At 70.8% G+C, this 26,188-nt stretch carries 20 protein-coding genes and 1 pseudogene; 11 read left to right on the top strand and 10 right to left on the bottom strand.

The features are described from left to right. Positions 1-106: 106 nt before the first annotated feature. The 5 genes from ACFVX4_RS03710 (at position 107) to ACFVX4_RS03730 (ending at position 5,061) form a co-directional block, all read left to right on the top strand. Complete coding sequence (locus ACFVX4_RS03710) at positions 107-1,063, top strand: sugar phosphate isomerase/epimerase family protein (protein WP_389971545.1); 957 nt, start codon at positions 107-109, stop codon at positions 1,061-1,063. Between the two features lie 103 nt (positions 1,064-1,166). Then, a complete protein-coding gene (locus ACFVX4_RS03715; RefSeq protein ID WP_389971547.1) occupies positions 1,167-1,595 on the top strand; it encodes a peptidoglycan-binding protein in 429 nt (142 codons plus the stop codon). A gap of 180 nt (positions 1,596-1,775) precedes the next feature. Further along, complete coding sequence (locus tag ACFVX4_RS03720; RefSeq protein WP_389971549.1) at positions 1,776-1,973, top strand: helix-turn-helix transcriptional regulator; 198 nt, start codon at positions 1,776-1,778, stop codon at positions 1,971-1,973. Positions 1,974-2,318: 345 nt separating this feature from the next. After that, positions 2,319-2,627, top strand: a complete 309-nt coding sequence (locus ACFVX4_RS03725; protein ID WP_389971551.1) for a heavy-metal-associated domain-containing protein — start codon at positions 2,319-2,321, stop codon at positions 2,625-2,627. Positions 2,628-2,748: 121 nt separating this feature from the next. Next, positions 2,749-5,061, top strand: coding sequence for a heavy metal translocating P-type ATPase (locus tag ACFVX4_RS03730; RefSeq protein ID WP_389971553.1), 2,313 nt, complete (start codon positions 2,749-2,751; stop codon positions 5,059-5,061). A 501-nt stretch (positions 5,062-5,562) separates the two neighbouring features. Here ACFVX4_RS03730 and ACFVX4_RS03735 read toward each other — a convergent pair. The 3 genes from ACFVX4_RS03735 to ACFVX4_RS03745 form a co-directional block, all read right to left on the bottom strand. Beyond that, positions 5,563-6,852 (bottom strand): citrate synthase, encoded by a 1,290-nt coding sequence (locus ACFVX4_RS03735; RefSeq protein ID WP_266418968.1) that lies wholly within the window; start codon positions 6,850-6,852, stop codon positions 5,563-5,565. 129 nt (positions 6,853-6,981) lie between these two features. After that, positions 6,982-9,282 (bottom strand): ATP-dependent RecD-like DNA helicase, encoded by a 2,301-nt coding sequence (locus ACFVX4_RS03740; RefSeq protein ID WP_389971555.1) that lies wholly within the window; start codon positions 9,280-9,282, stop codon positions 6,982-6,984. Between the two features lie 72 nt (positions 9,283-9,354). Beyond that, positions 9,355-9,849: a hypothetical protein gene (locus ACFVX4_RS03745; RefSeq protein ID WP_389971557.1), complete on the bottom strand. Its 495-nt coding sequence runs from the start codon at positions 9,847-9,849 to the stop codon at positions 9,355-9,357. A gap of 197 nt (positions 9,850-10,046) precedes the next feature. On the opposite strand from ACFVX4_RS03745, the gene ACFVX4_RS03750 reads away from it, so the two are divergent. Together ACFVX4_RS03750 and ACFVX4_RS03755 are read left to right on the top strand one after the other, a co-directional pair. Continuing rightward, on the top strand, positions 10,047-10,274 hold the full coding sequence (locus ACFVX4_RS03750) for a Scr1 family TA system antitoxin-like transcriptional regulator (protein ID WP_389971559.1): 228 nt from the start codon (positions 10,047-10,049) through the stop codon (positions 10,272-10,274). Positions 10,275-10,281: 7 nt separating this feature from the next. Continuing rightward, a pseudogene (locus tag ACFVX4_RS03755) lies at positions 10,282-10,602 on the top strand (hypothetical protein); the annotation flags it as partial. Positions 10,603-10,659: 57 nt separating this feature from the next. On the opposite strand, the gene ACFVX4_RS03760 reads toward ACFVX4_RS03755, so the two are convergent. Genes ACFVX4_RS03760 through ACFVX4_RS03770 form a run of 3 tightly spaced genes read right to left on the bottom strand, consistent with a single transcriptional unit; the run spans position 10,660 to position 13,816 of the window. Continuing rightward, positions 10,660-11,487, bottom strand: a complete 828-nt coding sequence (locus tag ACFVX4_RS03760; RefSeq protein WP_389971561.1) for a sugar phosphate isomerase/epimerase family protein — start codon at positions 11,485-11,487, stop codon at positions 10,660-10,662. Further along, a complete protein-coding gene (locus ACFVX4_RS03765) occupies positions 11,484-12,626 on the bottom strand; it encodes a dihydrodipicolinate synthase family protein (RefSeq protein ID WP_389971563.1) in 1,143 nt (380 codons plus the stop codon). Before ACFVX4_RS03765 ends, ACFVX4_RS03760 begins: the two co-directional genes overlap by 4 nt. Positions 12,627-12,664: 38 nt before the next feature. Next, on the bottom strand, positions 12,665-13,816 hold the full coding sequence (locus ACFVX4_RS03770; protein ID WP_389971565.1) for a Gfo/Idh/MocA family protein: 1,152 nt from the start codon (positions 13,814-13,816) through the stop codon (positions 12,665-12,667). 108 nt (positions 13,817-13,924) lie between these two features. Here ACFVX4_RS03770 and ACFVX4_RS03775 point away from each other — a divergent pair, with 108 nt between their 5' ends. Together ACFVX4_RS03775 and ACFVX4_RS03780 are read left to right on the top strand one after the other, a co-directional pair. Beyond that, positions 13,925-14,989 (top strand): LacI family DNA-binding transcriptional regulator, encoded by a 1,065-nt coding sequence (locus ACFVX4_RS03775; RefSeq protein ID WP_266418956.1) that lies wholly within the window; start codon positions 13,925-13,927, stop codon positions 14,987-14,989. A gap of 125 nt (positions 14,990-15,114) precedes the next feature. Beyond that, on the top strand, positions 15,115-15,903 hold the full coding sequence (locus ACFVX4_RS03780) for a sugar phosphate isomerase/epimerase family protein (protein ID WP_389971567.1): 789 nt from the start codon (positions 15,115-15,117) through the stop codon (positions 15,901-15,903). Between the two features lie 14 nt (positions 15,904-15,917). Here ACFVX4_RS03780 and ACFVX4_RS03785 read toward each other — a convergent pair whose 3' ends face one another. Next, entirely contained in the window at positions 15,918-16,853 is a 936-nt protein-coding gene (locus ACFVX4_RS03785; protein ID WP_389971569.1) for an EamA family transporter, read from the bottom strand. A gap of 114 nt (positions 16,854-16,967) precedes the next feature. On the opposite strand from ACFVX4_RS03785, the gene ACFVX4_RS03790 reads away from it, so the two are divergent. Then, positions 16,968-17,882, top strand: coding sequence for a LysR family transcriptional regulator (locus ACFVX4_RS03790; protein WP_389971571.1), 915 nt, complete (start codon positions 16,968-16,970; stop codon positions 17,880-17,882). Between the two features lie 192 nt (positions 17,883-18,074). Continuing rightward, complete coding sequence (locus ACFVX4_RS03795) at positions 18,075-19,940, top strand: glycoside hydrolase family 3 protein (RefSeq protein WP_389971573.1); 1,866 nt, start codon at positions 18,075-18,077, stop codon at positions 19,938-19,940. A gap of 60 nt (positions 19,941-20,000) precedes the next feature. Here ACFVX4_RS03795 and ACFVX4_RS03800 read toward each other — a convergent pair whose 3' ends face one another. The 3 genes from ACFVX4_RS03800 to ACFVX4_RS03810 all read right to left on the bottom strand — a co-directional run bounded on the left by ACFVX4_RS03800 (position 20,001) and on the right by ACFVX4_RS03810 (position 26,107). Further along, on the bottom strand, positions 20,001-21,470 hold the full coding sequence (locus tag ACFVX4_RS03800; RefSeq protein ID WP_389971576.1) for a S28 family serine protease: 1,470 nt from the start codon (positions 21,468-21,470) through the stop codon (positions 20,001-20,003). Between the two features lie 103 nt (positions 21,471-21,573). Further along, entirely contained in the window at positions 21,574-21,945 is a 372-nt protein-coding gene (locus tag ACFVX4_RS03805) for a hypothetical protein (RefSeq protein ID WP_389971578.1), read from the bottom strand. 409 nt (positions 21,946-22,354) lie between these two features. After that, complete coding sequence (locus ACFVX4_RS03810; RefSeq protein WP_389971580.1) at positions 22,355-26,107, bottom strand: ABC transporter ATP-binding protein; 3,753 nt, start codon at positions 26,105-26,107, stop codon at positions 22,355-22,357. Positions 26,108-26,188: the final 81 nt, after the last annotated feature.

The raw sequence follows: 26,188 nt of genomic DNA on the forward strand, positions 1-26,188 counted from the left end.
ATCCGGACGAAGGACGCTAGCCCTCCCCCGGAACCGTGTCAATGCTTTGTCCGGACATACGGACGAATGATTGACACCCGCTCCCCCGGCCGGAAGTCTTGACGGCATGACCTCCTCCGCAGTGGCCCCGGCCCGTATCCGTATCGGTTCGGCACCCGACTCGTGGGGGGTGTGGTTCCCCGACGATCCGCTCCAAGTGCCCTGGCGGCGCTTCCTCGACGAGGTCTCCGCGGCGGGTTACGAGTGGATCGAGCTCGGCCCGTACGGCTACCTCCCGACCGACCCGGCCCGCCTCACCGACGAGACCCGCCGCCGCGGGCTCTCGGTCTCGGCCGGGACCGTTTTCACCGGATTGCACCATGGACCGGCCGTCTGGGACCGGACCTGGGCGCATGTCGCCGACATCGCGGCACTCACCCGGGCGATGGGCGCCGGGCATCTGGTGGTCATCCCCTCGTTCTGGCGCGACGACCGGACGGGCGAGGTCCTGGAGGACCGCAGCCTCACCGCGGAGCAGTGGCGCGACCTCACCACCCAGACGGAGCGGCTGGGCCGCGAGGTGCGGGACCGTTTCGGGCTGCGCATCGTCGTCCATCCGCACGCCGACACCCATATCGACACCGAGGAGAACGTCGGCCGCTTCCTCGACGCCACCGATCCGGATCTCGTCTCGCTCTGCCTTGACACCGGGCACTACGCCTACTGCGGCGGCGACAGCGTCAAGCTGATCGAGACCTACGGCGAACGGATCGGCTATCTGCACCTCAAGCAGGTCGACCCGGAGGTCCTGGCCCAAGTCGTGGCGGACGAGGTGCCGTTCGGTCCGGCCGTGGCGCGCGGGGTGATGTGCGAACCGCCGGGCGGGGTGCCCGCGCTGGAGCCCGTGCTGGCCGCCGCCCGCGGACTGGACGCCGATCTGTTCGCCATCGTCGAGCAGGACATGTACCCGTGCCCGCCCGACAAACCCCTCCCCATCGCCCGCCGCACCCGGGAGTTCCTCCGCTCCTGCGGCGCGCCCCCGCGGCCGGGGCGCCCTGACACGCCGAACGGCCCCCGGAAGTGACGTAGCGGCGGTGTGCGGTGTTGTCCTCGGTGAGACGTCGGGGCGCGGTCCCGGTCGCGCCCCACCGCCGTACGCCACACCACCGCACAAGGAGCAGCTCACCATGATCCGGATCCGAATGACGCCGCCGTCCCGCAGGACGGCCGCGACCCCGGCGCTGACCGCGACCACCCTGGCCGCGGTCTCCCTGATCGCCACCCTCGCCTCGGCGCCGGGGGCCTCGGCCGACGAGAGCAACCCGGCGCCGCCGCCCGGCTCCAGCCCGGTCTGCGCCTTCTACGACGGAGACCGGCCGACCGCCTTCGGCGAGCAGGGCGAGCGGGTTTCCCAGGTGCAGTGCCTGCTGGCCAACCGCCACTATCTGCAGTGGTCCGCGCTCGACGGAACCTTCGGGCCCGAGACGCTCGTCGCGGTGCAGCGCTTCCAGGCGGACCACCCGCCGCTCGTGCCGGACGGCCTGGTCACCCCGGCCACCTGGTCGGCGCTCTGGCACGCGGGACCGAACCGCGTGACCCCGCTGCCCTTCCCGTGACGGATCACCCTCTCGTCACCCATGTCGTGATTACACGGGCCTTCCGTCACAGGTACTCGACAGCCCCTACCCGGAGCTCGCCCGATGTCGTTGCACCGGGCACAGACTGAGCGGTCGTCAGCGGCGCGCAGCCCCCGGCGGCCTTCCGGGCCGCCGCTGCGGTGCAGAGAGGTGTCACCCATGACAGACAGAAGGCTCTGGTCCTACAAGGACATTGCCGCACACATCCGGGTGCAGCCGGACACCGTCCGCTCCTACCGGAAGCACGGTCTCCTTCCGTCCCCCGACCACGTGGAGAGCGGCAAGCCCTACTGGTACGCGGACACCATCCGCGCCTGGGTCGCCTCAAGGCCCCGCAACCGAGGGCGCGGGGACTGACGCCTCCGGCCCCGTACCCGTACGGGGCCCCTCCTCCGAATGCCTTACAGCGCCACACACCATAAGATTCGGACAAATTATGAGATATGCACGAGAGATAGAGGGGGTCCGTGTGAACTGGTACAGCGACCCCGGCAATCCATCACCCGCCACCCCGGCGTCCACGGCATACGGGCCCGGCTGCGGTCACTGGCCCGCGGCGCGCGGAACGCCGGAGCGAGCGAGGGGCGGGGCGCTCGCGTTCATACCCCCTAGGGGTATAGTGTGGAGTGTGTTGGGGCGCACGGGGCTTCCCGGGCCTCCCCGACGCCGCAACCCTTTGTGCTCGTCGAAGAGGAGAACACCATGACCGCCGAGACCCAGCTCCCCCAGGCCACCGGTTCCTGCTGCTCCCCCAGCGGCTCCTGCCACGACGGTGCGGACGCCGGTGCGCAGGCGGGCGACGTGACCGCCGTCTACCAGGTGTCCGGCATGACCTGTGGACACTGCGAGGGCGCCGTCTCCGAGGAGATCTCCGGTATCGAGGGTGTCACCTCGGTGAAGGCCGTGGCCTCCACGGGCGAGGTGACCGTCGTCTCCGCGGCCCCGCTGGCCGACGACGCGGTGCGCGCCGCGGTCGACGAGGCGGGCTACGAGCTCGTCGGCCGGGCCTGAACACCATCGGGGCACTCCCCGATACGCCGGACGCATCCGCGTCACCCCCTTTGCCGCCGGGCCGGACCGACCAGCAGATACTGGTGGGGCACGGCCCGGTCGGCATTTCAGGAGTTCGGACATGCACAGCGCAACAGAGGCCGGGACCCGGGCGGCGGAGGCTTCGACCGCTGAACTCACGATCGGCGGCATGACCTGCGCCTCCTGCGCGGCCCGCGTCGAGAAGAAGCTCAACCGGATGGACGGCGTCACCGCCACCGTCAATTACGCGACCGAGAAGGCCAAGGTCGCCTTCGGCCCGGAGACCGGCCTCGCGGATCTGATCGCCACGGTCGAGAGGACCGGTTACACGGCGCAGCCGGCGCACCACCCCGAACCACCCCCGCCCGCCCCGCCGACCAGCGATGACACCCGAGCCGGCACCGAAGTCGAGGGCGACGACCCCGACGAGCGGAGCGCCGCCCAGGCTCTCGCCCTGCTGCGGCAGCGGCTGATCGTCTCGGCCGTCCTCGCCGCCCCCGTCGTCGTGCTCGCGATGGTCCCGGCCCTCCAGTTCGACAACTGGCAGTGGCTCTCGCTCACCCTCGCCGCTCCCGTCGTCGTCTGGGGCGGACTGCCCTTCCACCGCGCGACCTGGACCAACCTCCGGCACGGCGCGGCCACCATGGACACCCTGGTCTCGATCGGCACACTGGCCGCCTTCGGCTGGTCCCTGTGGGCGCTCTTCTTCGGCGACGCGGGCATGACCGGGATGCGGCACGGCTTCGACCTCACCGTCTCGCGCGCCGGTGACTCGTCCACCATCTATCTGGAGGTCGCGGCCGGGGTCGTCACCTTCCTCCTGCTGGGCCGCTACCTGGAGGCGAGGTCCAAGCGGAAGGCCGGTTCCGCCCTGCGCGCGCTGATGCACCTGGGCGCGAAGGACGTCTCCGTCCTCCGGGACGGTACGGAGGTACGCGTCCCGGTCGCCCGGCTGGCCGCGGGCGACCGCTTCGTCGTCCGCCCCGGCGAGAAGATCGCCACCGACGGCACCGTCGTCGAGGGCGCCTCGGCCGTGGACGCCTCGATGCTCACCGGTGAGTCCGTGCCCGTGGAGGTGGGCGTCGGCGACTCCGTCGCCGGGGCCACCGTGAACACCTCCGGCCGGCTCGTCGTCGAGGCCGCCCGGGTCGGCGCCGACACCCAACTGGCCCGGATGGCGAAGCTCGTCGAGGACGCCCAGAACGGCAAGGCCGAGGTGCAGCGCCTCGCCGACCGGATCTCCGCGGTCTTCGTACCCGTGGTGCTGGTGCTCGCGCTCGTCACCCTGGTCGTGTGGCTGCTCGTCACGGACGACGTGACCGCCGCGTTCACCGCCGCCGTGGCCGTACTGATCATCGCCTGCCCCTGCGCCCTGGGCCTCGCCACCCCCACCGCCCTCATGGTCGGCACCGGACGCGGCGCCCAGCTCGGCATCCTCATCAAGGGCCCCGAAGTCCTGGAGACCACCCGCCGCGTCGACACGATCGTCCTCGACAAGACCGGCACCGTCACCACCGGCCGCATGACCCTCCTCGACGTCCACACCACCGAAGACACCGACGAAACCGACGTGCTCCGCCTCGCCGGCGCCCTGGAACACTCCTCCGAACACCCCATCGCCCAGGCCGTCGCCACCGGAGCCGCCGAACGCACCGGCACCCCCCTCCCCACCCCCGAGGACTTCACCAACATCCCCGGCCTCGGCGTCCAGGGCGTCGTCGACGGGCACCGGGTGCTGGTAGGCCGTCCGCAGTTGCTCGCCGATGCGGGCATCGACACCCCCGACGCCCTGTCCGGCGCCGTCGCGGACGCGGCGGCCGAGGGCCGTACCGCGGTCATGGTCGCCTGGGACGGGCGGGCGCGCGGCGTCCTCGCCGTGGCCGACAAGATCAAGGACACCAGCGCGGAGGCCGTCGCCGAGCTCCGCGCCCTCGGCCTCCGCCCCGTCCTGCTGACCGGCGACAACCGCGCCGTGGCCGACGCCGTGGCCCGTGCCGTCGGGATCGACGAGGTCCACGCCGAGGTCCTGCCCGAGGAGAAGGTGCACGTCATCGAGGGGCTGCGGGCCGAGGGCCGCTCGGTCGCGATGGTCGGTGACGGGGTCAACGACGCCGCCGCCCTCGCCACCGCCGACCTCGGCCTGGCGATGGGGACCGGCACGGACGCCGCGATCGAGGCGAGCGACCTCACCCTGGTTCGTGGAGATCTCAAGGTGGCCGCCGACGCGATCCGGCTGTCCAGGCGCACCCTGACCATCATCAGGGGCAACCTGTTCTGGGCATTCGGTTATAACGTAGCCGCCCTGCCCCTTGCGGCATTTGGCCTGCTCAACCCTATGATTGCGGGAGCGGCGATGGCATGCTCCTCAGTCTTCGTCGTGACGAACAGCCTGCGGTTGCGCGCCTTCACGTAATTTCCACAAAGAGATCCAGATCACATGGATTTCGGGGTAACCATCCGGCGGGTTCGTGAGTCTAAGAGTGCGATGCCAAGGATGTCTTGGGGGACATCCATCGGAGGGTCTTGGGGGACGCTCCGGGGCAAGCGTTGGCCGGGGCACGTGCACCGGGGAGCTTTGAGCGGCCCTCCCGTGCGTACGTACCCCGGCAGACCGCACCAGAAGGACAAGTGAAGAGCGCAGTTCGCAGTAGCTGAGGAACGCAGGAGCTCCGGCTCCCACAGACGCCCGGCCGGATCCCGTGGGGGGAATCCGCTCCGGGACATGGGAAGCGCCTCGCTGTCGGCCCGTGGGGGGATCGATGGCGGGGCGCTTCTCGCTGTTGTCAGGCGCTCGCCGTGCCGCCGCCGGGTACGCAAATCGCCCCGGACACCGCGCTCTGTGCGAAAGCGCGGTACGCGGGGCGAAGTCGACCGGCCTCGGCGGCCGGGGGTCGTGCGGGGGGTGTGACGAGGCTCAGCGGGCCTCGACCGGGACGAAGTCGCGCAGGACCTCTCCGGTGTAGATCTGGCGCGGGCGGCCGATGCGGGAACCCGGCTCCTTGATCATCTCGTGCCACTGGGCGATCCAGCCGGGGAGACGGCCGATGGCGAAGAGCACGGTGAACATCTCGGTCGGGAAGCCCATGGCCCGGTAGATCAGACCCGTGTAGAAGTCCACGTTCGGGTAGAGGTTGCGCGAGACGAAGTACTCGTCGGAGAGCGCGTGCTCCTCCAGCTTCAGCGCGATGTCGAGCAGCTCGTCGGACTTGCCGAGCGCGGACAGCACGTCGTGGGCGGCGGCCTTGATGATCTTGGCGCGCGGGTCGAAGGACTTGTAGACGCGGTGGCCGAAGCCCATCAGCCGGACGCCGTCCTCCTTGTTCTTCACCTTGCGGATGAAGGAGTCGACATCGCCGCCGTTGGCCTGGATGCCTTCGAGCATCTCCAGCACCGACTGGTTGGCGCCACCGTGCAGCGGGCCCCACAGCGCCGAGATGCCGGCGGAGATCGAGGCGAACATGTTCGCCTGCGAGGAGCCGACCAGACGCACGGTGGAGGTCGAACAGTTCTGCTCGTGGTCCGCGTGCAGGATGAGCAGCTTGTCGAGCGCGGAGACGACGACCGGGTCCAGGTCGTACTCCTGGGCGGGGACCGAGAAGGTCATGCGCAGGAAGTTCTCGACGTACCCGAGGTCGTTGCGCGGGTAGACGAAGGGGTGCCCGATCGACTTCTTGTACGCGTACGCGGCGATCGTCGGCAGCTTGGCGAGCAGCCGGATCGTCGAGAGGTGGCGCTGCTCCTCGTCGAACGGGTTGTGGCTGTCCTGGTAGAACGTGGACAGCGCGCTGACGACCGAGGACAGCATGGCCATCGGGTGGGCGTCGCGCGGGAAGCCGTCGAAGAAACGCTTGACGTCTTCGTGCAGCAGCGTGTGCTGGGTGATCTCGTTCTTGAAGGTCGACAGCTCGTCGACCTTGGGAAGCTCGCCGTTGATGAGCGTGTACGCGACCTCGAGGAACGTCGAGCGCTCGGCGAGCTGCTCGATGGGGTAGCCGCGGTAGCGCAGGATGCCCTGCTCACCGTCGAGGTAGGTGATGGCGGATTTATAGGCTGCGGTGTTGCCATATCCGCTGTCCAGCGTCACCAGACCGGTATTGGCCCGGAGCTTCCCGATGTCGAAGCCCTTGTCGCCGACGGTGCTGTCGATCACCGGGTAGGTGTACTCGCCGTCGCCGTACCGCAGTACTACAGAGTTGTCGCTCACGTCATCCCTCACCGACGTAGTGCCTCTTCTTCGAGGTTCCCTGACTGTCTCCACCCTCCCCCATTTGGCTCAGGAGAGTGCACTCGGGGTCGTCCATTGGACCTACTCGCGGCACTGAGTGCCGCGAACTTACTCATCCTGCCCCCTCGGTTCCGGTTCCGGAAGGGCTGCGTGATGTTTCCCACCGATTTGATCGATCATTTTTTCCGCCGATCCTCCGCCCGAGCCCCCTGACAGCCGGTAATCCAGCGCCGTACAGCGTCTGCCTGCGGAAACCGTGCGGACCGCCTGGCCGATCGCCTGCCGCGAGCCGACCAGCACGACGAGCTTCTTGGCCCTGGTCACGGCGGTGTACAGCAGGTTCCGCTGGAGCATCATCCAGGCGCTCCTGGTAACGGGGATGACGACGGCCGGGTACTCGCTGCCCTGCGAGCGGTGGATCGTCATGGCGTACGCGTGGGCCAGCTCGTCCAGCTCGTCGAAGTCGTAACCGATCTCCTCGTCCTCGTCGGTGAGGACCGTCAGCTTCTGTTCGTCCAGGTCGAGGGCGGTGACGACGCCGACCGTGCCGTTGAAGACGCCGTTCTCCCCCTTGTCGTAGTTGTTGCGGATCTGGGTGACCTTGTCGCCGACCCGGAAGACCCGGCCGCCGAACCGCTTCTCGGGGAGGTTCGGGCGCCCCGGGGTGATGGCCTGCTGGAGGAGCCCGTTGAGCGTGCCCGCGCCGGCCGGGCCGCGGTGCATCGGGGCGAGGACCTGTACGTCGCGCCGCGGGTCGAGGCCGAACTTGGCGGGAATGCGGCGCGCCGCGACGTCCACCGCGAGCACGCCGGCGTCCTCCGTCTCGTCCTCCACGAAGAGGAAGAAGTCCTTGAGGCCCTGAGTGAGGGGCGGAAGCCCGGAGTTGATCCGGTGGGCGTTGGTGACGACGCCGGACTGCTGGGCCTGGCGGAAGATCGTGGTGAGCCGGACCGCGGGGACGGGGCTGCCGTCGGCGAGCAGATCGCGCAGCACCTCCCCCGCGCCGACCGACGGCAACTGGTCGACATCCCCGACGAGCAGGAGGTGGGCGCCGGGCGCCACCGCCTTCAGCAGCTTGTTGGCGAGCAGCAGATCCAGCATCGACGCCTCGTCGACGACGACCAGATCGGCGTCCAGCGGACGGTCCCGGTCGTACGCGGCATCGCCGCCCGGCTTCAGTTCGAGCAGCCGGTGCACGGTGGACGCCTCGGCCCCGGTCAGCTCGGAGAGCCGCTTGGCCGCCCGCCCGGTGGGCGCGGCCAGCACCACCTTGGCCTTCTTGGCCCGCGCCAGCTCCACGATCGACCGGACGGTGAACGACTTCCCGCAGCCGGGCCCACCGGTCAGCACCGCGACCTTCCGGCTGAGCGCCAGGCGGACCGCCGCCTCCTGCTCGGGGGCCAGATTCGCCCCCGTACGCGTGACGAGCCAGGCCAGCGCCTTGTCCCAGTCCACGTCCGCGAAGGCCGGCATCCGCTCCTCGGGCGTCCGCAGCAGCCGCTGGACCTGGGCGGCGAGGGCGATCTCGGCACGGTGGAAGGGCACCAGGTAGATGGCGGTGACGAACTCGCCGCCCTCGGGCGACGGCACCTTCTCCCGTACGACGCCCTCCGGGTCCTCGGCCAGTTCGGCGAGGCACTCGATGACCAGCCCCGTATCGACCTGGAGCAGCTTCACCCCGTCCGCGATCAGCCGCTCCTCCGGGAGGAAGCAGTGCCCCTGGTCGGTGGACTGCGAGAGCGCGTGCTGGAGCCCGGCCTTGACCCGCTCCGGGCTGTCGTGCGGGATGCCGACGGCCTGGGCGATCTTGTCCGCGGTGAGGAAGCCGATGCCCCAGACGTCGGCGGCGAGCCGGTAGGGCTGGTTCCTCACGACGGAGATCGAGGCGTCCTCGTACTTCTTGTAGATACGGACGGCGATGGAGGTGGAGACGCCGACGCCCTGGAGGAAGACCATCACCTCCTTGATCGCCTTCTGCTCCTCCCAGGCGGCGGCGATCATCTTCGTCCGCTTCGGCCCGAGCCCCGGCACCTCGACCAGCCGCTTCGGCTGCTGCTCGATGATGTCGAGGGTGTCGACGCCGAAGTGGGTGGTGATCCGGTCCGCCATGACCGGGCCGATGCCCTTGATCAGGCCGGAGCCGAGGTAGCGGCGGATGCCCTGGATGGTGGCGGGCAGGATCGTCGTGTAGTTCTCGACGGTGAACTGCTTGCCGTACTGCGAGTGCGAACCCCAGCGCCCTTCCATCCGCAGCGACTCACCGGGCTGCGCACCGAGCAGCGAACCGACCACGGTGAGCAGATCGTTGGCACCGCGACCGGTGTCGACGCGGGCGACGGTGTACCCGTTCTCCTCGTTGGCGTACGTGATGCGCTCAAGCACACCTTCGAGGACGGCCATGTTGGACATGCCTCGACGCTAGTACCTCGCACTGACAGCCCGGAAGGGAGGCGGTTCCCCCTCGCCCCCTTCCGGCCGTACCTACTTCGCGACGACCACGATGTGCAGCTTGCCGTCGACGACGGCCCAGGCCACGTCGGTCGGCGCCGAAGCGGTCGCGCTCTCCTGGAGCGGGAAGACGTACAGGCCCTCCGTCGGCGCGCCGAGATCGCGGAACAGCGGCTTCTTGCTGATCCAGATCTTGCCGTCGCCGTCCCAGACCGTCGGGGTGTCGTAGTAGAAATAGCCGTGCGTACGCAGCTCGTCGGCGATTCCCTCGGCCCGCTGCCGCAACTCGGCGATCCGGGCGTCGGCGATGGCGTCCTGCCCGGTGCAGAACGCGACGACGTGGTAAACATTGTCGTCGCCGTAGTCCCGGGTGGCCAGGACGGTGGCCCGCGCCACGCCCTTCGCGGTGGCCCCGGAGAACAGGGCATGGTTCTTCTTGGCCCGCTTCCCGAAGAGTCCGCCTCCGAAGAGCTCCTTGAGCCCTTCCACGGAATCGAGCTTTCCGGTCAGCTGAGGATTTTGCGACACGCGACGTAGCCTCCCAGTGAGCATCATTCGCACAGATGTGCTATTCACACGCTATCGGCATCGCTCATGTATGCGCAGCCACTTTTACGGATCGCTCGGCTCCGCTCCTTGTCCCGGCGCTTGCGGCGGTCGTGCCCCCTGCTCTCCGCGACCCGTTTCACGTCACGCAACGACTCCGTCAACCGGGCGGCGAGGAAGTGCAGTTCGCTGCCGGTCACGCGCCGGTCCGCCAGGAGGTCAGCCGCATGGAGCACGGCCGGCTGCTCACCAAGTCATCGACTCCGGTTGCCCGGACACTGCTCGACGAGGCCTCGCTCAGGCACCGCATCGGCGGGCCGCACGTCATGGCGGAACAGCTGCACAAGGTGGCGGATATGACCGAGTCCGGCCAGCTACAGCGGTGGCACCAACGGCGAGTGCCTTGAGGTTGCCGACGGATGCACCCACATCCTCGTCCGCGACAGCAAGCCCCGAGCGGCCCCGCGCTCGTCTTCTCCGTCGGCGGCTGGTCGTCGTTCGTCTCCGCGGTCAAGGACGGCAGCGCCAGCGCCTGACGCACCAGAACGCAGCAGGCGCATCCTTCCAAAAAGACGTGACACCTCCTACGCAATGTGTCACGTCCGCGCCATGGGGGGACACGAAACGGGGCCCGGTCAGAAGACCGGACCCCCCTCGCTTTCCCCCACCGCCAGGGCTTCCCGATCCCCCCAGATCCCTCCCCGGAAGCGCCCGACGCCAGATACGACTCGATAGGACGCCGAACGGTTGCACGTCTTGACGATCTCTTTGCCTTGGTGGCAAAGCGCCTTTTCAGCAGGCGTGTTCGGCGTACCGGGACGCGACCTCCGCGAGGACTTCGGCACCGTCTCGGGCCCAGAGCTCCTCGTTGAAGATCTCCACCTCGATCGGGCCGTCGAAGCCGGTGGCCTCGACCAGGGTGCGGAACGCGCGGAAGTCCACCGCTCCGTCGCCGAGTTGGCCGCGGCCCACCAGGACGCCGGCCGGGAGCGGGGTGATCCAGTCGGCCAGCTGGAAGGAGTGGATGCGGCCGCCCGCGCCCGCGCGGGCGATCTGTGCGGGCGCCTGGTCGTCCCACCAGATGTGGTACGTGTCGACGACCACCCCGACCTGTTCGGCGGGGAAGCGCTCCGCGATGTCCAGGGCCTGGGAGAGCGTGGAGACGACGCAGCGGTCCGAGGCGAACATCGGGTGCAGCGGTTCGATGGCGAGGCGTACGCCGCGTTCGGCCGCGTACGGAGCCAGTTGGCCCAGGGCGTCCACGATGCGTTCACGGGCGCCGTGCAGGTCCTTGCTGCCCTCGGGGAGGCCGCCGGAGACCAGGACCAGGGTGTCGGTGGACAGGGCCGCCGCCTCGTCGAGCGCGGCGCGGTTGTCGTCCAGGGCGCGGGCCCGTTCCGCCGGGTCCAGGGCGGTGAAGAAGCCGCCGCGGCACAGGCTGGTGACGGACAGGCCGGAGTCGGCCAGGAGTCGGGCGGTGCGCTCGATGCCGTACGACTGGACGGGGGCCCGCCACAGGCCGACCTTGTCGATGCCCGCCTTGACGCAGCCCTCGGCCAGTTCGGGCAGCGACCACTGCTTGATGGTCTCCTGGTTGATGGAGAGACGGCCGTCGCTCATCGGGTGCCTCCGTTGACCGCGAGCAGGGCGCGCATCCGGGATTCGGCCAGTTCCGGGTCGGGGAACAGGCCCAGGCGGTCGGCGAGTTCGTACGCCTTCGCCAGATGCGGCAGCGAGCGCGCGGACTGCAGGCCGCCGACCATGGTGAAGTGGTCCTGGTGGCCGGCCAGCCAGGCCAGGAACACCACGCCCGTCTTGTAGAAGCGGGTGGGCGCCTGGAAGAGGTGGCGGGACAGCTCGACCGTGGGGTCGAGGAGGTCGCGGAAGCCCTGGGTGTCACCCGTGTCGAGGACCCGTACCGCGTGGGCGGCCAGCGGGCCCAGCGGGTCGAAGATGCCGAGCAGGGCGTGGCTGAAGCCCCGGTCGTCGCCCGCGATCAGTTCCGGGTAGTTGAAGTCGTCGCCGGTGTAGCAGCGGACCCCGCTCGGGAGACGGCGGCGGACATCGATCTCGCGTTCGGCGTCCAGGAGCGAGATCTTGATGCCGTCGACCTTGTCCGGGTGCTCCGCGATGACCTTCAGGAACGTGTCGGTGGCGGTGTCGAGGTCCGAGGAGCCCCAGTAGCCGTCCAGCGCGGGGTCGAACATCGGGCCCAGCCAGTGCAGGACGACCGGCTCCGATGCCTGGCGCAGCAGGTGGGCGTACGTCTCCAGGTAGTCCTCGGGCCCCTTCGCCGCCGCGGCGAGCGCGCGGGAGGCCATCAGGATGGCCTGGGCGCCGCTCTCCTCGACGAGCGCGAGCTGCTCCTCGTACGCGGACCGCACCTCGGCGAGGGAGGCGGGGCCGGTGAGCTGGTCGGTGCCGACGCCGCAGGCGATGCGGCCGCCGACCGCCTTGGCCTCGGCGGCGGAGCGGCGGATCAGTTCGGCCGCGCCGGCCCAGTCCAGGCCCATGCCGCGCTGGGCGGTGTCCATCGCCTCGGCGACGCCCAGGCCGTGCGACCAGAGGTGGCGGCGGAAGGCGAGGGTGGCGTCCCAGTCGACGGCGGCCGGCGAGTCGGGGCTGATGTCGGCGTACGGGTCGGCGACGACATGGGCGGCGGAGAAGACCGTGCGCGAGGCGAGCGGGCCGGTGCCGGGGGCCAGGTCGAGCGGGGTGGCGCGGGGTTCGTACGGGCCCTGCGGGAGGTGGATGGTCACTCAGATCAGCTCCGGTGTGCCGTGCGTGGGGTGGCTCGTCACAGCGACAGCTCCGGTACGTCGAGGCGGCGGCCCTCCGCGTGGGACTTCAGGCCCAGCTCGGCGAGCTGCACGCCGCGGGCGCCGGCCATCAGGTCCCAGGTGTACGGCTCGTCGAGGACGATGTGGCGCAGGAAGAGCTCCCACTGGGCCTTGAAGCCGTTGTCGAAGACCGCGTTGTCGGGGACTTCCTGCCACTGGTCGCGGAACGACTCGGTGACCGGGAGGTCGGGGTTCCAGACCGGCTTGGGGGTGGCCGAGCGGTGCTGGACACGGCAGTTGCGCAGGCCCGCGACGGCGGAGCCGTGGGTTCCGTCGACCTGGAACTCGACGAGCTCGTCGCGGTTGACGCGGACCGTCCAGGAGGAGTTGATCTGCGCGACCGCGCCGCTCTCCAGCTGGAAGATGCCGTACGCGGCGTCGTCGGCGGTCGCGGCGTACGGCTTGCCCTGCTCGTCCCAGCGCTGCGGGATGTGCGTCCGGACGTGCGCCTGGACGGTGGAGACCCGGCCGAACAGCTCGTGGAGCACGTACTCCCAGTGCGGGAACATGTCGACGACGATGCCGCCGCCGTCCTCCGCGCGGTAGTTCCACGACGGGCGCTGGGCCTCCTGCCAGTCGCCCTCGAAGACCCAGTAGCCGAACTCGCCGCGCACGGAGAGGATCTCGCCGAAGAAGCCGCCGTCGATGAGGCGCTTCAGCTTCAGCAGGCCCGGCAGGAAGATCTTGTCCTGGACCACGCCGTGCTTGATTCCGGCTTCACCGGCCAGCCGGGCCAGCTCCAGGGCGCCCTCGACGTCCGTGGCGGTGGGCTTCTCGGTGTAGATGTGCTTGCCCGCGGCGATGGCCTTCTTGATCGCGTCCACGCGGGCCGAGGTGACCTGGGCGTCGAAGTAGATGTCGATCGTGTCGTCGGCGAGGACCGCATCGAGGTCGGTCGACCACTCGGTCAGGCCGTGCTGCGTGGCGAGCTCCTCCAGCGCGTGGGCGCGGCGGCCGACCAGCACGGGCTCGGGCCACAGCACGTCCCCGTCGCCGAGGTCGAGGCCGCCCTGCTCGCGGATCGCGAGGATCGAGCGCACCAGGTGCTGCCGGTATCCCATGCGACCCGTGACGCCGTTCATGGCGATGCGCACTGTCCTGCGTGTCACGAAACTTCCTCCAACAACCGTAGCAAGCGCTTTCTATCAGGGATGACGCTAGCCTGCCGACAGCGGCCCGGACAAGAGGGCCCGGCCCAAAACCCTCGGAGGAAAGCGATGACAGTCACCCTGGCGGATGTGGCGGCTCGCGCCCGGGTGTCGCCGGCCACCGTCTCCCGCGTGCTGAACGGCAACTACCCGGTGGCCGCGTCCACCCGCGAGCGGGTCCTGCGCGCGGTGGACGACCTGGACTATGTGCTCAACGGGCCGGCGAGTTCGCTCGCGGCGGCCACGTCGGACCTGGTCGGCATCCTGGTCAACGACATCGCGGACCCGTTCTTCGGGATCATGGCGGGTGCGGCGCAGACCGAGATCGGCGGGCCCGGGGACGGCTCGGGCCGGGCGGGTGGCGAGAAGCTCGCCGTCGTCTGCAACACCGGCGGCTCCCCCGAGCGCGAACTCACCTATCTCACCCTGCTCCAGCGCCAGCGCGCCGCGGCCGTCGTGCTGACCGGGGGCGCCGTGGAGGACCCGGCGCACCAGGCCGCGGTCTCCGCCAAGCTGGCCAAGCTCGCGGACGCGGGCACCCGGGTGGTGTTGTGCGGGCGGCCCCCGCTGCCGGACGGCGAGGCGGTCGTGGCCGCGCTCGCCTTCGACAACCGGGGCGGCGGACGCCGCCTCACCGAGCACCTGCTCTCGCTCGGCCACCGGCGGATCGGCTATGTCGCGGGCCCGCTGGAGCGGACGACCACCCGCCATCGACTGGAGGGCCACCGCGACGCGATGCGGGCTGCGGGGCTCGTCGGCGACGAGGAGCGCCTCACCGTCCACGGACCCTACGACCGCCGCTCCGGCTACGACGCCACACTCGAACTCCTGCGCCGCGAACCGGAGGTGACGGCGGTCGTCGCCGCCAACGACACGGTGGCCCTGGGCGCGAGCGCGGCGATCCGGGACCGCGGTCTCCGTATCCCCGAGGACATCTCGGTGGCGGGCTTCGACGACCTGCCTTTCTCGGTGGACGCGGTCCCGGCGCTGACGACCGTGCGGCTGCCGCTCTTCGAGGCGGGCGCGCGGGCGGGCCGCCTCGCGATGGGCAAGGAGACGCCGCCGCCCGGGGGCATCGCGACGATCGCGGCGGAACTGATGGTGCGGGGGTCGACGGCGCCGCCGCGGTCGTGAGCCGCGCGACCCGCGACCTGTGACCCACACCCCGTGGCCCGCGACCCGCGACCCGGGCCCATGGTGTGCCGGCCGCTGCCCGGTCCGTACGGTGCAGTGGCACGTACCGACGGAAGGACACGCACGTGAAGCTCGCTTTCTCGACCCTCGGAGTGCCGGGGATGCCGGTCGCCGACGTCGTCCGGCTCGCCGCCGGACACGGCTACCAGGGGGTGGAACTGCGCGCCCACCCCGAGGAGCCGGTGCACCCGGGCATCTCCGCGCCCGAACGGGCCGCCGTCGTCGAGGAGTTCAGGAAGGGCGGCGTCGAGATCCTGACCGTCGCCGGGTATGTCCGGGCCGCCGCCGAGGGCGACGACGCGCCGGTGCTGGAGGAGCTCGCCGGGCTGGTGGACCTGGCGCACGACCTGGGCGCGCAGAACGTCCGGGTCTTCCCGGGCGGCGGCGGCCAGAACCCCGCCGTGGCCGACGCGACCGCCGCCCGGCGACTGGCCGCCGCCGCTCCGCACGCCGCCGACAAGGGCGTACGCATCCTGCTGGAGACCCATGACTCGCACCGGGCCGGCGTCGATGTGGCCCGGGTCGTCGGGACGGTCGGGCACGGCCAGGTCGGCGCGCTGTGGGACATCATGCACACCTGGCTGGCGGGCGAGGAGCCGGCCGCGAGCCATGCGGTGCTGGCCCCGCACCTGGGATACGTACAGGTGAAGGACATCGCGTCGGCCGAGGACACCGAGCCGTTGGCGCTGGGAGCCGGGGTGCTGCCGCTGAGGGCCTGCCTGGACACGCTGGACCCGGACAGCTGGGTCTGCTGGGAGTACGAGAAGCGCTGGCACCCGGGGGCGGCGGAGCTGCCGGGGCTGCTGGCCGCCGGGCGGGAGCATCTGCTGCGGCTGGGCTCGCCCAAGCAGTAGGCGGTACGGCGCTTTCAGGCGGCCCGCGCCACCTCCGGCTCCACCTCCGACCCCGGCTTCGGCTCCGGGGAGTCCGGTGCCGGGGTGCGCGGCCGCCGCGCACCCGCCAGCGAGGTGAGGGCCACCCCGCCGACCAGCAGCGCCGCCGCGCACCACCGCAGCGGGCTCACCGACTCGCCCAGCAGCAGCGCGGCCGACGACATCCCGAAGACCGGGACGAGCAGGGTGAACGGGGCCACCGAGGAGGCCGGGTGGTGGCGCAGCAGGAAGCCCCAGGCGCCGAAGCCGAAGACGGTGGTGATCCAGGCGACGTAGACGATGATCCCGGCGCCGCTCCAGTCCAGCGCGGCCAGCGCGTCCACGTCGCGGTCCCAGCCCTCGAAGAGGAGGGAGAGGCCGAGCAGCGGGATCACGGGCACGGTCGAGACCCACACCATGAAGTTGAGCGAGTCGGGCGGGGCCGCCTTGCGGGTCAGCACGTTGGACACGCCCCAGCAGGCCGCCGCCACGATCACCAGGACGAAGGCGAGCACGGGGCCGCCCGCCCCCTCGTCGACCGCCGCGACGCCGATGCCCGCGAGGGCCACCACCATCCCCAACACCCGTATCCTTCCCGGCCGTTCACCGAGTGCGACGGCGGCGAAGAGGGCCGTGAAGACCGCCTGGACCTGGAGCACGAGGGACGAGAGACCGGCGGGCATGCCGCGGTCCATGCCGATGAAGAGCAGACCGAACTTCGCCACCCCGAGGGCCAGCCCGACGCCCACGATCCACTTCCACGCGACCTTGGGCCGGCCGACGAGGAAGACCGCGGGCAGCGCGGCGACCAGGAAGCGCAGGGCGGAGAAGAGCAGCGGCGGGAAGTGCCCGAGGCCGACCTCGATGACGACGAAATTGACACCCCAGACGGCGGTCACCAGGGCGGCCAGGGCGATGTGGAGGGGACGCATGCACCGAGGATCACCCGCGCCGACCATGTAGCACCAGCGCGGATATCTTCATGGTGGAATTGAGCGTCTCTAATGAGTCGCCACGAATCGCCAACAAATGGCACGGGAGGTCCGATGCTCGATCTGGCCCGGCTGCGCGCCCTGCACGCCGTCTCCGTCCACGGCTCCGTCGCGGGCGCCGCCGCCGCGCTCGGCTACACCCCGTCGGCGGTCTCGCAGCAGATCACCAAGCTGGAGCGGGAGACCCGTACGACGCTGCTCGAACGGCGCGGGCGCGGTGTCGCGCTGACCGAGGAGGCGCTCCATCTGGCCGCGACGGCCCAGCAGTTGCTGGCGATCGTGGAGCGCGCCGAGACGACACTGGAGGAGCGCAGGGGGCTGCCGACCGGGCGGCTGTCGATCGGCGCGTTCGCGTCCGCGGCGCGCGGGCTGCTGCCCGGGGTGCTGGCGGAGCTGGACCGGGACCACGCGGCCGTGGACGTCCGGATGACCGAGGTCGATCCGCATCTCTCGGTCGATCTGGTGGCCAAGGGCGTGATCGATCTGGCGGTCGCGCACGACTGGGACATCGCCCCGCTGCCCGCCCCCGAGGGCGTGGCGCAGGCGGTGATCGGTGACGACCACTGCGATCTGCTGGTCCCCGAGGGGCATCGCCTCGCCGGGCGGGGCGATGTGCGGCGCGAGGAGCTGGCGAAGGAGCGGTGGATCTGCCAGCCGCCGGGGACGGTCTGCCACGACTGGCTCGTACGGACGTTGCGAGCGGCGGGTTGCGAGCCGGACATCCGGCACCAGGCGGAGGAGAACCACACCCAGCTGGCCCTGCTGGCCGCCGGCCTCGGGGTCGCGATGATCCCGCGTCTGGGGCGGGGGCAACTGCCGCCGGGGGTGGTGGCGGTGCCGCTCGATCCCGTACCGGTGCGGCGGCTGTACGCGCTGTGGCGTACGGAGGCGGCCCGGCGGCCCGCGATCACGGCGGCGGTGTCCGCGCTGCGGACGCACGGGGCCACGGTGGGGCTGAGGCAGGACTGAGGGGCGGCTGAGGCGGGGCCGGGGCGAGGTTGGGGCAGGGCCTCGGGACGGGACTGTGGCAGGGGCCCCTGCCACGCCGCAGGGGCTCAAAACGGTCCGGACCCTTGACCGGAAGTTATTTTCTGGATATCCGTGCTCCTTGGCAGTTTCTTTCACCACCCCTCGTCCCCGAGTACGGCCGAAGGAGCTCACGTGCACCACCGCACCTCCAGACGCACCCTCCTCACCGCCACCGCCGCGACGGCAGTCGCCGCCGTCACGAGCGTGGGCCTCGCCCCCGGCGCCGTCGCCGCCCAGAGGTCCGCGAGCAGCGGACACAGCGGCGGGCAGCACAATGCAGCCGCCACCACCAAACGCCTCAAGCGGATCATCTCCGGGATGACCCTGGAGGAGAAGGTCGGGCAGCTCTTCGTGATGCGGGTGTACGGGCACTCCGCCACCGACCCCGACCAGGCCGACATCGACGCCAACATGGCCGAGATCGGGGTCCGCACGGCCGCCGAGATGATCGACAGGTACCACGTCGGCGGGATCATCTACTTCGCCTGGGCGCACAACACCCGCGACCCGCACCAGATCGCCGACCTCTCCAACGGCATCCAGCGCGCCGGTCTCGCCGGCCCCACCCCGCTGCCGCTCCTCGTCTCCACCGACCAGGAGCACGGCATCGTCTGCCGGGTCGGCGAGCCCGCCACCCTGATGCCCGGCGCGATGGCGCTGGGCGCGGGCGGTTCGCGCTCCGACGCCCGCCGGGCCGGCCAGATCGCGGGCGCCGAACTGGCCGCGATCGGCATCAACCAGAACTACGCCCCGGACGCCGACGTCAACGTCAACCCGGCCAACCCGGTGATCGGCGTACGCTCCTTCGGCTCCGACCCGCAGTCCGTGGCCGGCATGGTCGCCGCGCAGGTGAAGGGGTATCAGAGCAGCGGGATCGCCTCGACCGCCAAGCACTTCCCGGGCCACGGCGACACCAGCACCGACAGCCACACCGGGCTGCCCGTCATCAACCACACCCGGGAGCAGTGGGCCGAGCTGGACGAGCCGCCGTTCCGGGCCGCCATCGCCGCGGGCATCGACTCGATCATGACCGCGCACATCGTGGTCCCGGCGCTGGACCCGGCGGAGGACCCGGCGACGCTGTCCCACCCGATTCTCACCGGCATCCTGCGCGAGGAGCTCGGCTACGACGGTGTCGTGGTGACCGACTCGCTCGGCATGGAGGGGGTGCGGACGAAGTACGGCGACGAGCGCGTGCCGGTCCTCGCCCTCAAGGCCGGCGTCGACCAGTTGCTCAACCCACCGCGCCTCGACGTCTCCTGGAACGCCGTCCTGGAGGCCGTGAAGGGCGGTGAGATCAGCGAGGCCCGGATCGATGAGTCGATCCTGCGCATCCTGCGGCTGAAAGCGAAGCTCGGGCTGTTCGACGACCCGTTCGTCAGCCACTCGGGAGTGGACCGCACCGTCGGCACCCGGTCGCACCTCGCCGCCGCCGACCGGATCGCCGAGCGCACCACCACCCTGCTCGCCAACGAGGGTGCGGTGCTGCCGCTCTCCCGCCGCTCCCACCGGAACCTGCTCGTGGTCGGCGCCGATCCCGCCTCCCCGTCCGGCACCACCGGACCGCCGACCACCACGCTGGCCACCGCCTTCGGTGAACTGGGGTACGCGGCGACCGCGCTGTCCACCGGCACCGCCCCCGCCAAGGCGAAGATCGACGAGGCGGTGGCGGCCGCCCAGGGCAAGGACGCGGTGGTCGTGGCGACGTACAACGTCTCGGCGACGAGCTCGCAGCGCACCCTGGTGAGCGCGCTGGCGGCGACCGGCATCCCGGTGATCACGGTCGCGATCCGCAATCCGTACGACGTCGCCCAGCTGTCCGGGACCGGGTTCGCGGCGAACCTGGCCACGTACTCCTGGACCGATGTCGAACTGCGGGCCGCCGCCCGGGTGATCGCGGGCCGCGCCGAACCGCGGGGCACCCTGCCGGTCCCGGTGCAGCGCGCGGACGATCCGGCCCGGGTGCTGCACCCGGTCGGTTACGGGCTGACGTACTAGCCGGAAGCACGGAGGGGCTGTGCGCCGCGCGCACAGCCCCTCCCCCGGCTCGGAGAGCCGCTACGGCCGCTGCCCGCGCTCGTTCATCACGTCCCGCTTGTCGAGCCGCGCGTCGAACTTCGCGAGCGGCTCGGCCTTCGCCGGGTCGTCCCGCACGGCGGCCGGGGCGACGCCCGCCCAGCGCAGGATGGCCGCGGTGGCCTTCGCCCTGTCGTCCTCGGCGAGGCCGGCCACCGCGGCACCGTGGTTGCCGCCGGGCACGGTCATGACGTAGCTGTCACGGGAGCCCGCACCGGGCCGGAAGCGCTCCGCGCCCCACGGGTCGTTCTCCCCGTACACGTACAGCATCCGATCGGCGTGACGCTTCACCCAGTTGTCGACGTCGCGCATCACCGACGGCTGGAACTTCATCGGGATGGAGCGCGGCACGAAGGTGCGCGGCGGCTGGTATCCGTACCGGCTGAGACCGCCGAGCCACGGCTGGCGGATATTGGGCGAACCGAGCTGGGTGCCCGCCTGGTAGTAGTACGGGGTGTAGTTCTCCAGGCCCTGGTCGGTGTAGGTGGAGAAGCCGGAGACCGAGTCGACGGAGTCCCAGATCGCCTGGTCGGGGGCGGTCCCGGCGTCGGCCGGGATGGTGTCGCAGTCGGACAGCAGGCTGTACTGCCAGTACGCCCAGACGTAGTCCATGACGACGGCCTCGTACGCCTTGTCGAGCGAGCCGGTGGTGGCAAAGGTGTAGCCGTTGGCGGCGGCGTGCTCCCGGTACTTCTTCTCCAGCGGCCCGCGGCGGACCAGTGCCTCGCGCTGGACGGCGTTCACCCGGTCGCGGCACTCCTTGGTGCCCACGTGCTCGAAGAACCGGTCGTAGGCCGAATCCTCCTTGTCGACCACGTCGTTGGGCGCGACGTACGCGACGACGCCGTCCATGTCCTCGGGGTAGTAGCGCTCGAAGTAGGTGGCCGTCATGCCGCCCTTGGAGACGCCGGTGGTCAGCCACTTCCTGGGGTAGATCCGCTTCAGCGCGGTGAAGACGCGGTGCTGGTCGCTGGCGGCCTGCCAGATGTCGAGCTTGGACCAGTCGGCGGGCGCCGGGCGGGAGGGGGTGAAGTAGCGGTACTCCAGGGAGACCTGGTTGCCGTCGATGATCCGGGTCGGCTCGGCGCGGCCGGGATTCGTGGAGACGTTGTATCCGCTGGTGGAGAAGACCGTCGGGCGGGAGGTGTCCTTGTGCAGCACGGTGATGCGCTGCTGGAAGGTGCCCCTGGACGGGTGCCGGTGATCGACCGGCTGGGTGTAGTTGAGGACGAAGTAGCGGTAGCCCGCGTACTGCTTCTCCTCGATGAGGCTCATCCCGGGGATGGCCAGGATGCGGTCCTTGATGTCCGTGCCGGTGCCGTCGTCACTGACGGACCGGCTCATGAACGCGGCCGGTTCCGCGGCGGTGGCCGCCCCGGCCGAGGCACCCGTGACACCCGCTGTGCCGATGAGCACCGCGAGCGACAGGAACCCTCTGAACGCCTTGCGCATACGCCCTCCCAGGAATCACAACATTCGTCGTGAACCTAGCGGGGCGACACCTGTGCCGCCAGACCCGGTCGGCGCGGAGAGATCGGGTGTTCCGGCCCGTGGGTCAGCAGAGGATCCAGCCCGTGGAGCCCGACTTCCCCGAGATCTTGGCCGAGGCCCTGACGCATCGGTTGAGCGCGTGGACCGTCACCGGGCCGGCCTGCTTGGTGTATTTGCCCTTGTCGACGACGGGACTGCCGCCGCGCGCCTGGATCGTCACGGACATGGTGCGGCGCGGGCCCGGCTTCTTGGCGACGGCTGTCGCGCAGGCGTAGGAGCGGTTCTTGTAGATGCGCAGCTCGCCGGTCTCGAACGGGACCGTCTTCGCGGGGCGCCCGGCACAGACCGTCGCGGCGTCGGCGCGGCCTACCGCGGGGCCGCTGAGCACCAGGCCGAGGGCGGCCACCAGCGGCAGGACGATCGAGCACACCAGCATCCGGCGGGTACCGCGGCTCCCCCCTCCGCCTCCGCTCCCGGCTTCGTTTCTGCCTCTGCCGTCGCCTCCGCTGGACAATTCAACCTTTCCGGACTTCCCCGCCCCTACGATCACCAGCAACCTCATCACCAGTCGAACATTTACGCCCTTGCTCGGCACGTACGCATACATGCGTACGACGCAGGAGGCCATCCGAAGGTTGCATCCGGTGCGCTCCGCCCCCGGGGCAACCGAATCGCCACAGCATGGCTCCAACAGGACAGAGCCATACGAAAGGCAGGAACCGCCATGCCTCGACTCCGCAACGCACAGGGCCCCGGCCGACGTCTCATCGGCCGGACGCTGCTCGGACCTGCGGACCGGGAAGATCTCCGGCATCGGCGAGTGACCCGGTGGACGGGCCCGGTGCTCACACCCCCGCGGGCTCGTCCTCACCGATGAACGTGCGCCACAGCACGGCGTAGTGCCCTTCCCTGGCCAGGAGTTCGTCGTGCGTGCCGTCCTCGACGACCCGGCCGTGGTCCATCACCACGACCCGGTCGGCGCGGGCGGCCGTGGTCAGCCGGTGGGCGACGACCAGGGTGGTGCGGCGGCCCGTGAGCCGGTCGGTCGCCTGGTTGACCAGGGCCTCGCTGGCGAGGTCCAGCGAGGCGGTCGCCTCGTCGAGCAGCAGGATGTCCGGGTCGACGAGTTCGGCTCGGGCCAGGGCGATCAGCTGGCGCTGACCGGCCGAGAGGTTGCGGCCCCGCTCGGCGACCTCGTGCAGATAGCCGCCGTCCAGGGTGGCGATCATGTCGTGGGCGCCGACCGCCCGCGCCGCCGACTCCACCTCGGCGTCGGTGGCCTCGGGCCGCCCGTAGGCGATGGCGTCGCGGATCGTGCCCGCGAAGAGGTACGCCTCCTGCGGCACGACGCCGAGCCGGTGCCGGTACGCGGTGAGGTCGAGGCGGCGCAGATCGGTGCCGTCCGCGGTGACCCGGCCGCCCGTCGGGTCGTAGAACCGGGCGACGAGCTTGACGAGGGTGGACTTCCCCGCGCCGGTCTCGCCGACGAACGCGACCGTCTGTCCGGCCGGTATCCGCAGGTCGACGCCGATAAGGGCCTCCTCGGCGTCGTCGCCGGAGCCGTACGCGAAGGACACGTCCTCGAAGGCGATCTCGCCGCGCAGCGACAGCACGTCCAGCGGTTCGTCCGCGGCGTCGGTGGAGGTCGGCTCGCGCAGCAGTTCCTGGATGCGGCCGAGGGAGACGGTGGCCTGCTGGTAACCGTCGAAGACCTGGGAGAGCTGCTGCACCGGAGCGAAGAACAGATCGATGTAGAGCAGGTACGCGACCAGCGCACCGGTGGTCAGCGTGCCGTTGTCGACCCGGCCCGCGCCGACGATCAGGACGGCGGCCGCGGCCACCGACGACAGCAGCTGCACGAACGGGAAGTAGACCGAGATCAGCCACTGGCCGCGGACCCTGGCCTCGCGGTAGTGGTCGCTGCGCTCCGCGAACCGGTCGGCGCCGTCGCGCTCGCGGCGGAACGCCTGCACGATCCGCAGCCCGGAGACGGACTCCTGGAGGTCGGCGTTGACGACGCTGATGCGCTCGCGGGCCAGCTCGTACGCCTTGACGCTCTTGCGGCGGAAGAAGAACGTACCGACGACCAGCGCCGGCAGCGTCACGAAGACGACGAGGGCCAGCTGCACGTCCAGGACCAGCAGCGCGACCATGATGCCGAAGAAGGTGACGACGGAGACGAAGGCCGTGACCAGTCCGGTCTGCAGGAACGTCGACAGCGCGTCCACGTCCGTCGTCATCCGGGTCATGATCCGGCCGGTCAGCTCGCGCTCGTAGTAGTCCAGGCCGAGCCGCTGGAGCTGCGCGAAGATCTTCAGCCGCAGTGAGTACAGCACCCGCTCGCCGGTGCGGCCCGTCATCCGGGTCTCGCCGATCTGGGCGGCCCACTGCACCAGGACGACCACGAGGGCCAGCGCGGACGCCGCCCAGACCGCGCCGAGCGCCAGCTGCGAGACGCCCTGGTCGATGCCGTGCCGGATCAGTACCGGCAGCAGCAGACCGGCGCCCGCGTCGACCGCGACCAGCGCCAGGCTCACCAGCAGCGGCAGCCCGAAGCCGCGCAGCAGCCTGCGCAGCCCGTACGAGTTCTCGGCGCCGACGGCCCGCGCCTCGTCGATGTCGGGGGTGTCGGTGGCTGGCGGCAGCGCCTCGACCTGGGCGAGCAGCTCGGGGGTGGCGGGCATGCCGGCCGCCCCGGTGTCGCGCGGCTCCTCCTTGCGGACCCACAGATGGGGGCTTATGCCGCGCTCGGCGTCGAACTCGGCGTCCAGTTCTTCCTGGAGCGCGCGGTCGTCGTCGGGGGTCGTGTCGGCGGCGGTCAGCCGCTGGTGTCCGGGCGAGGTGCCGCCCAGCCCGTCCGGATCGGTGAGCAGCCGCCGGTAGAGCGGGGAGCGGCGCTCCAGCTCCTCGTGCGTACCGATGTCGGCGAGCCGGCCGTGCTCCAGGACGGCGATCCGGTCGGCGAGGCCGAGGGTGGAGCGGCGGTGGGCGATCAGCAGGGTGGTCCGGCCTGCCATCACCTGGCGCAGCGCCTCGTGGATCTCGTGCTCGACGCGGGCGTCGACGGCGGAGGTGGCGTCGTCGAGGAGGAGCAGCCGGGGGTCGGTGAGGATGGCGCGGGCGAGCGCGACGCGCTGGCGCTGGCCGCCGGAGAGGGTGAGTCCGTGTTCGCCGACCTTGGTGTCGTAGCCCCCGGGCAGGTCCGCGATGAACCGGTCGGCCTGGGCGGCGCGGGCCGCCTCCTCGATCTGCTCCTGGGTGGCGTCGGGGACGCCGTAGGCGATGTTGGCGCGGATGGTGTCGGAGAACAGGAAGCTGTCCTCCGGTACGAGGCCGATGGCGGCGCGCAGGGATTCGTGGGTCAGTTCGCGGACGTCGTGGCCGCCGACCAGGACGGCGCCGTGCGTCACGTCGTAGAAGCGGGGCAGCAGCAGCGAGACGGTGGACTTGCCGCTGCCGGAGGCGCCGACGACGGCGACGGTCTCACCGGGCTCGATGGTCAGCGAGAAGCCGTCGAGGACGGGGCGGCCCTCGTCATAGCCGAACCGAACGTCGTCGAATTCGACGCTCGCGGGCGCGTCGGCCGGGAGTTCCTTGGTGCCGTCCTTCATGGTCGGCTCGGTGTCGATCAGTTCCAGTACGCGCTCGACGCCGGCCCTCGCCTGCTGTCCGACGGTGAGGACCATGGCGAGCATCCGGACCGGGCCGACGAGCTGGGCGAGGTAGGTGGAGAACGCGACAAAGGTGCCGAGGGTGATCTCGCCCCGGGTGGCGAGCCAGCCGCCGAGGGCCAGCATCGCGACCTGGCCGAGCGCGGGGACGGCCTGGAGGGCGGGGGTGTAGCGGGAGTTCAGCCGGATCGTCCGCAGCCGTCCGGCGAAGAGCTTCCGCCCGACCTCGCGCAGCTTGCCGGTCTCCTGCTCCTCCTGCCCGAACCCCTTGACGACCCGGACCCCGGAGACGGCCCCGTCGACGACTCCGGCGACGGCGGCGGCCTGCCCCTGGGCGTACCAGGTGGCGGGGAAGAGCCGGGCGCGGGAGCGGCGGGCGATGAACCAGAGGGCGGGGGCCACGGCGACCGCGACCAGGGTGAGCAGCGGCGAGAGCCACGCCATGATCACCAGGGAGATGATGAAGAGCAGTACGTTCCCGATCGTCATCGGGAGCATGAACAGAAGTCCCTGGATCAGTTGCAGGTCGCTGGTGGCGCGCCCGACGACCTGGCCGGTGGACAGCTCGTCCTGCCGTTTCCCGTCGAGGCGGGTGATCGTCCCGTACATCTCGGTACGGAGGTCGTGCTGCACGTCGAGGGCCAGCCGGCCGCCGTAGTACCGGCGGATGTACGTGGATATGTACACCAGCGCGGCGGCGACTACGAGGAGCCCGGTCCAGACGGCGAGGGACCGCGTGTGGCCGACGACGACGTCATCGATGATCACCTTGGTGATCAGCGGGACGAGGGCCATCACCGCCATTCCCGCGAGCGACGAGCCGAGCGCCAGCAGCACATTGCGCCGGTAGCGCCATGCGTAGCCGCACAGCCGCCGGGCCCAGCCCGGGGCCTGCGTCGCGCTCTGTACGTCCCCTGCGTCCGTCACCGGTGCCTCCCGTCAGACATGGTCTACCGGAAGGCACCAACGCGGTGGGCAGCGGATTTCATCCCGCCGTTACAAAGACGG

This window comes from Streptomyces sp. NPDC058240 (genome assembly GCF_042882135.1).
Classification (GTDB): Bacteria; Actinomycetota; Actinomycetes; order Streptomycetales; family Streptomycetaceae; genus Streptomyces.

Excerpts from the sequence above, each read along its gene's own strand:
- ACFVX4_RS03725 (WP_389971551.1), top strand. The coding sequence starts at position 2,319 with ATGACCGCCGAGACCCAGCTCCCCCAGGCCACCGGTTCCTGCTGCTCC.
- ACFVX4_RS03775 (WP_266418956.1), top strand. The coding sequence starts at position 13,925 with ATGACAGTCACCCTGGCGGATGTGGCGGCTCGCGCCCGGGTGTCGCCG.
- ACFVX4_RS03785 (WP_389971569.1), bottom strand. The coding sequence starts at position 16,853 with ATGCGTCCCCTCCACATCGCCCTGGCCGCCCTGGTGACCGCCGTCTGG.
- ACFVX4_RS03715 (WP_389971547.1), top strand. The coding sequence starts at position 1,167 with ATGATCCGGATCCGAATGACGCCGCCGTCCCGCAGGACGGCCGCGACC.
- ACFVX4_RS03710 (WP_389971545.1), top strand. The coding sequence starts at position 107 with ATGACCTCCTCCGCAGTGGCCCCGGCCCGTATCCGTATCGGTTCGGCA.
- ACFVX4_RS03720 (WP_389971549.1), top strand. The coding sequence starts at position 1,776 with ATGACAGACAGAAGGCTCTGGTCCTACAAGGACATTGCCGCACACATC.
- ACFVX4_RS03790 (WP_389971571.1), top strand. The coding sequence starts at position 16,968 with ATGCTCGATCTGGCCCGGCTGCGCGCCCTGCACGCCGTCTCCGTCCAC.
- ACFVX4_RS03805 (WP_389971578.1), bottom strand. The coding sequence starts at position 21,945 with ATGCTGGTGTGCTCGATCGTCCTGCCGCTGGTGGCCGCCCTCGGCCTG.
- ACFVX4_RS03740 (WP_389971555.1), bottom strand. The coding sequence starts at position 9,282 with ATGTCCAACATGGCCGTCCTCGAAGGTGTGCTTGAGCGCATCACGTAC.
- ACFVX4_RS03800 (WP_389971576.1), bottom strand. The coding sequence starts at position 21,470 with ATGCGCAAGGCGTTCAGAGGGTTCCTGTCGCTCGCGGTGCTCATCGGC.
- ACFVX4_RS03760 (WP_389971561.1), bottom strand. The coding sequence starts at position 11,487 with ATGAGCGACGGCCGTCTCTCCATCAACCAGGAGACCATCAAGCAGTGG.
- ACFVX4_RS03730 (WP_389971553.1), top strand. The coding sequence starts at position 2,749 with ATGCACAGCGCAACAGAGGCCGGGACCCGGGCGGCGGAGGCTTCGACC.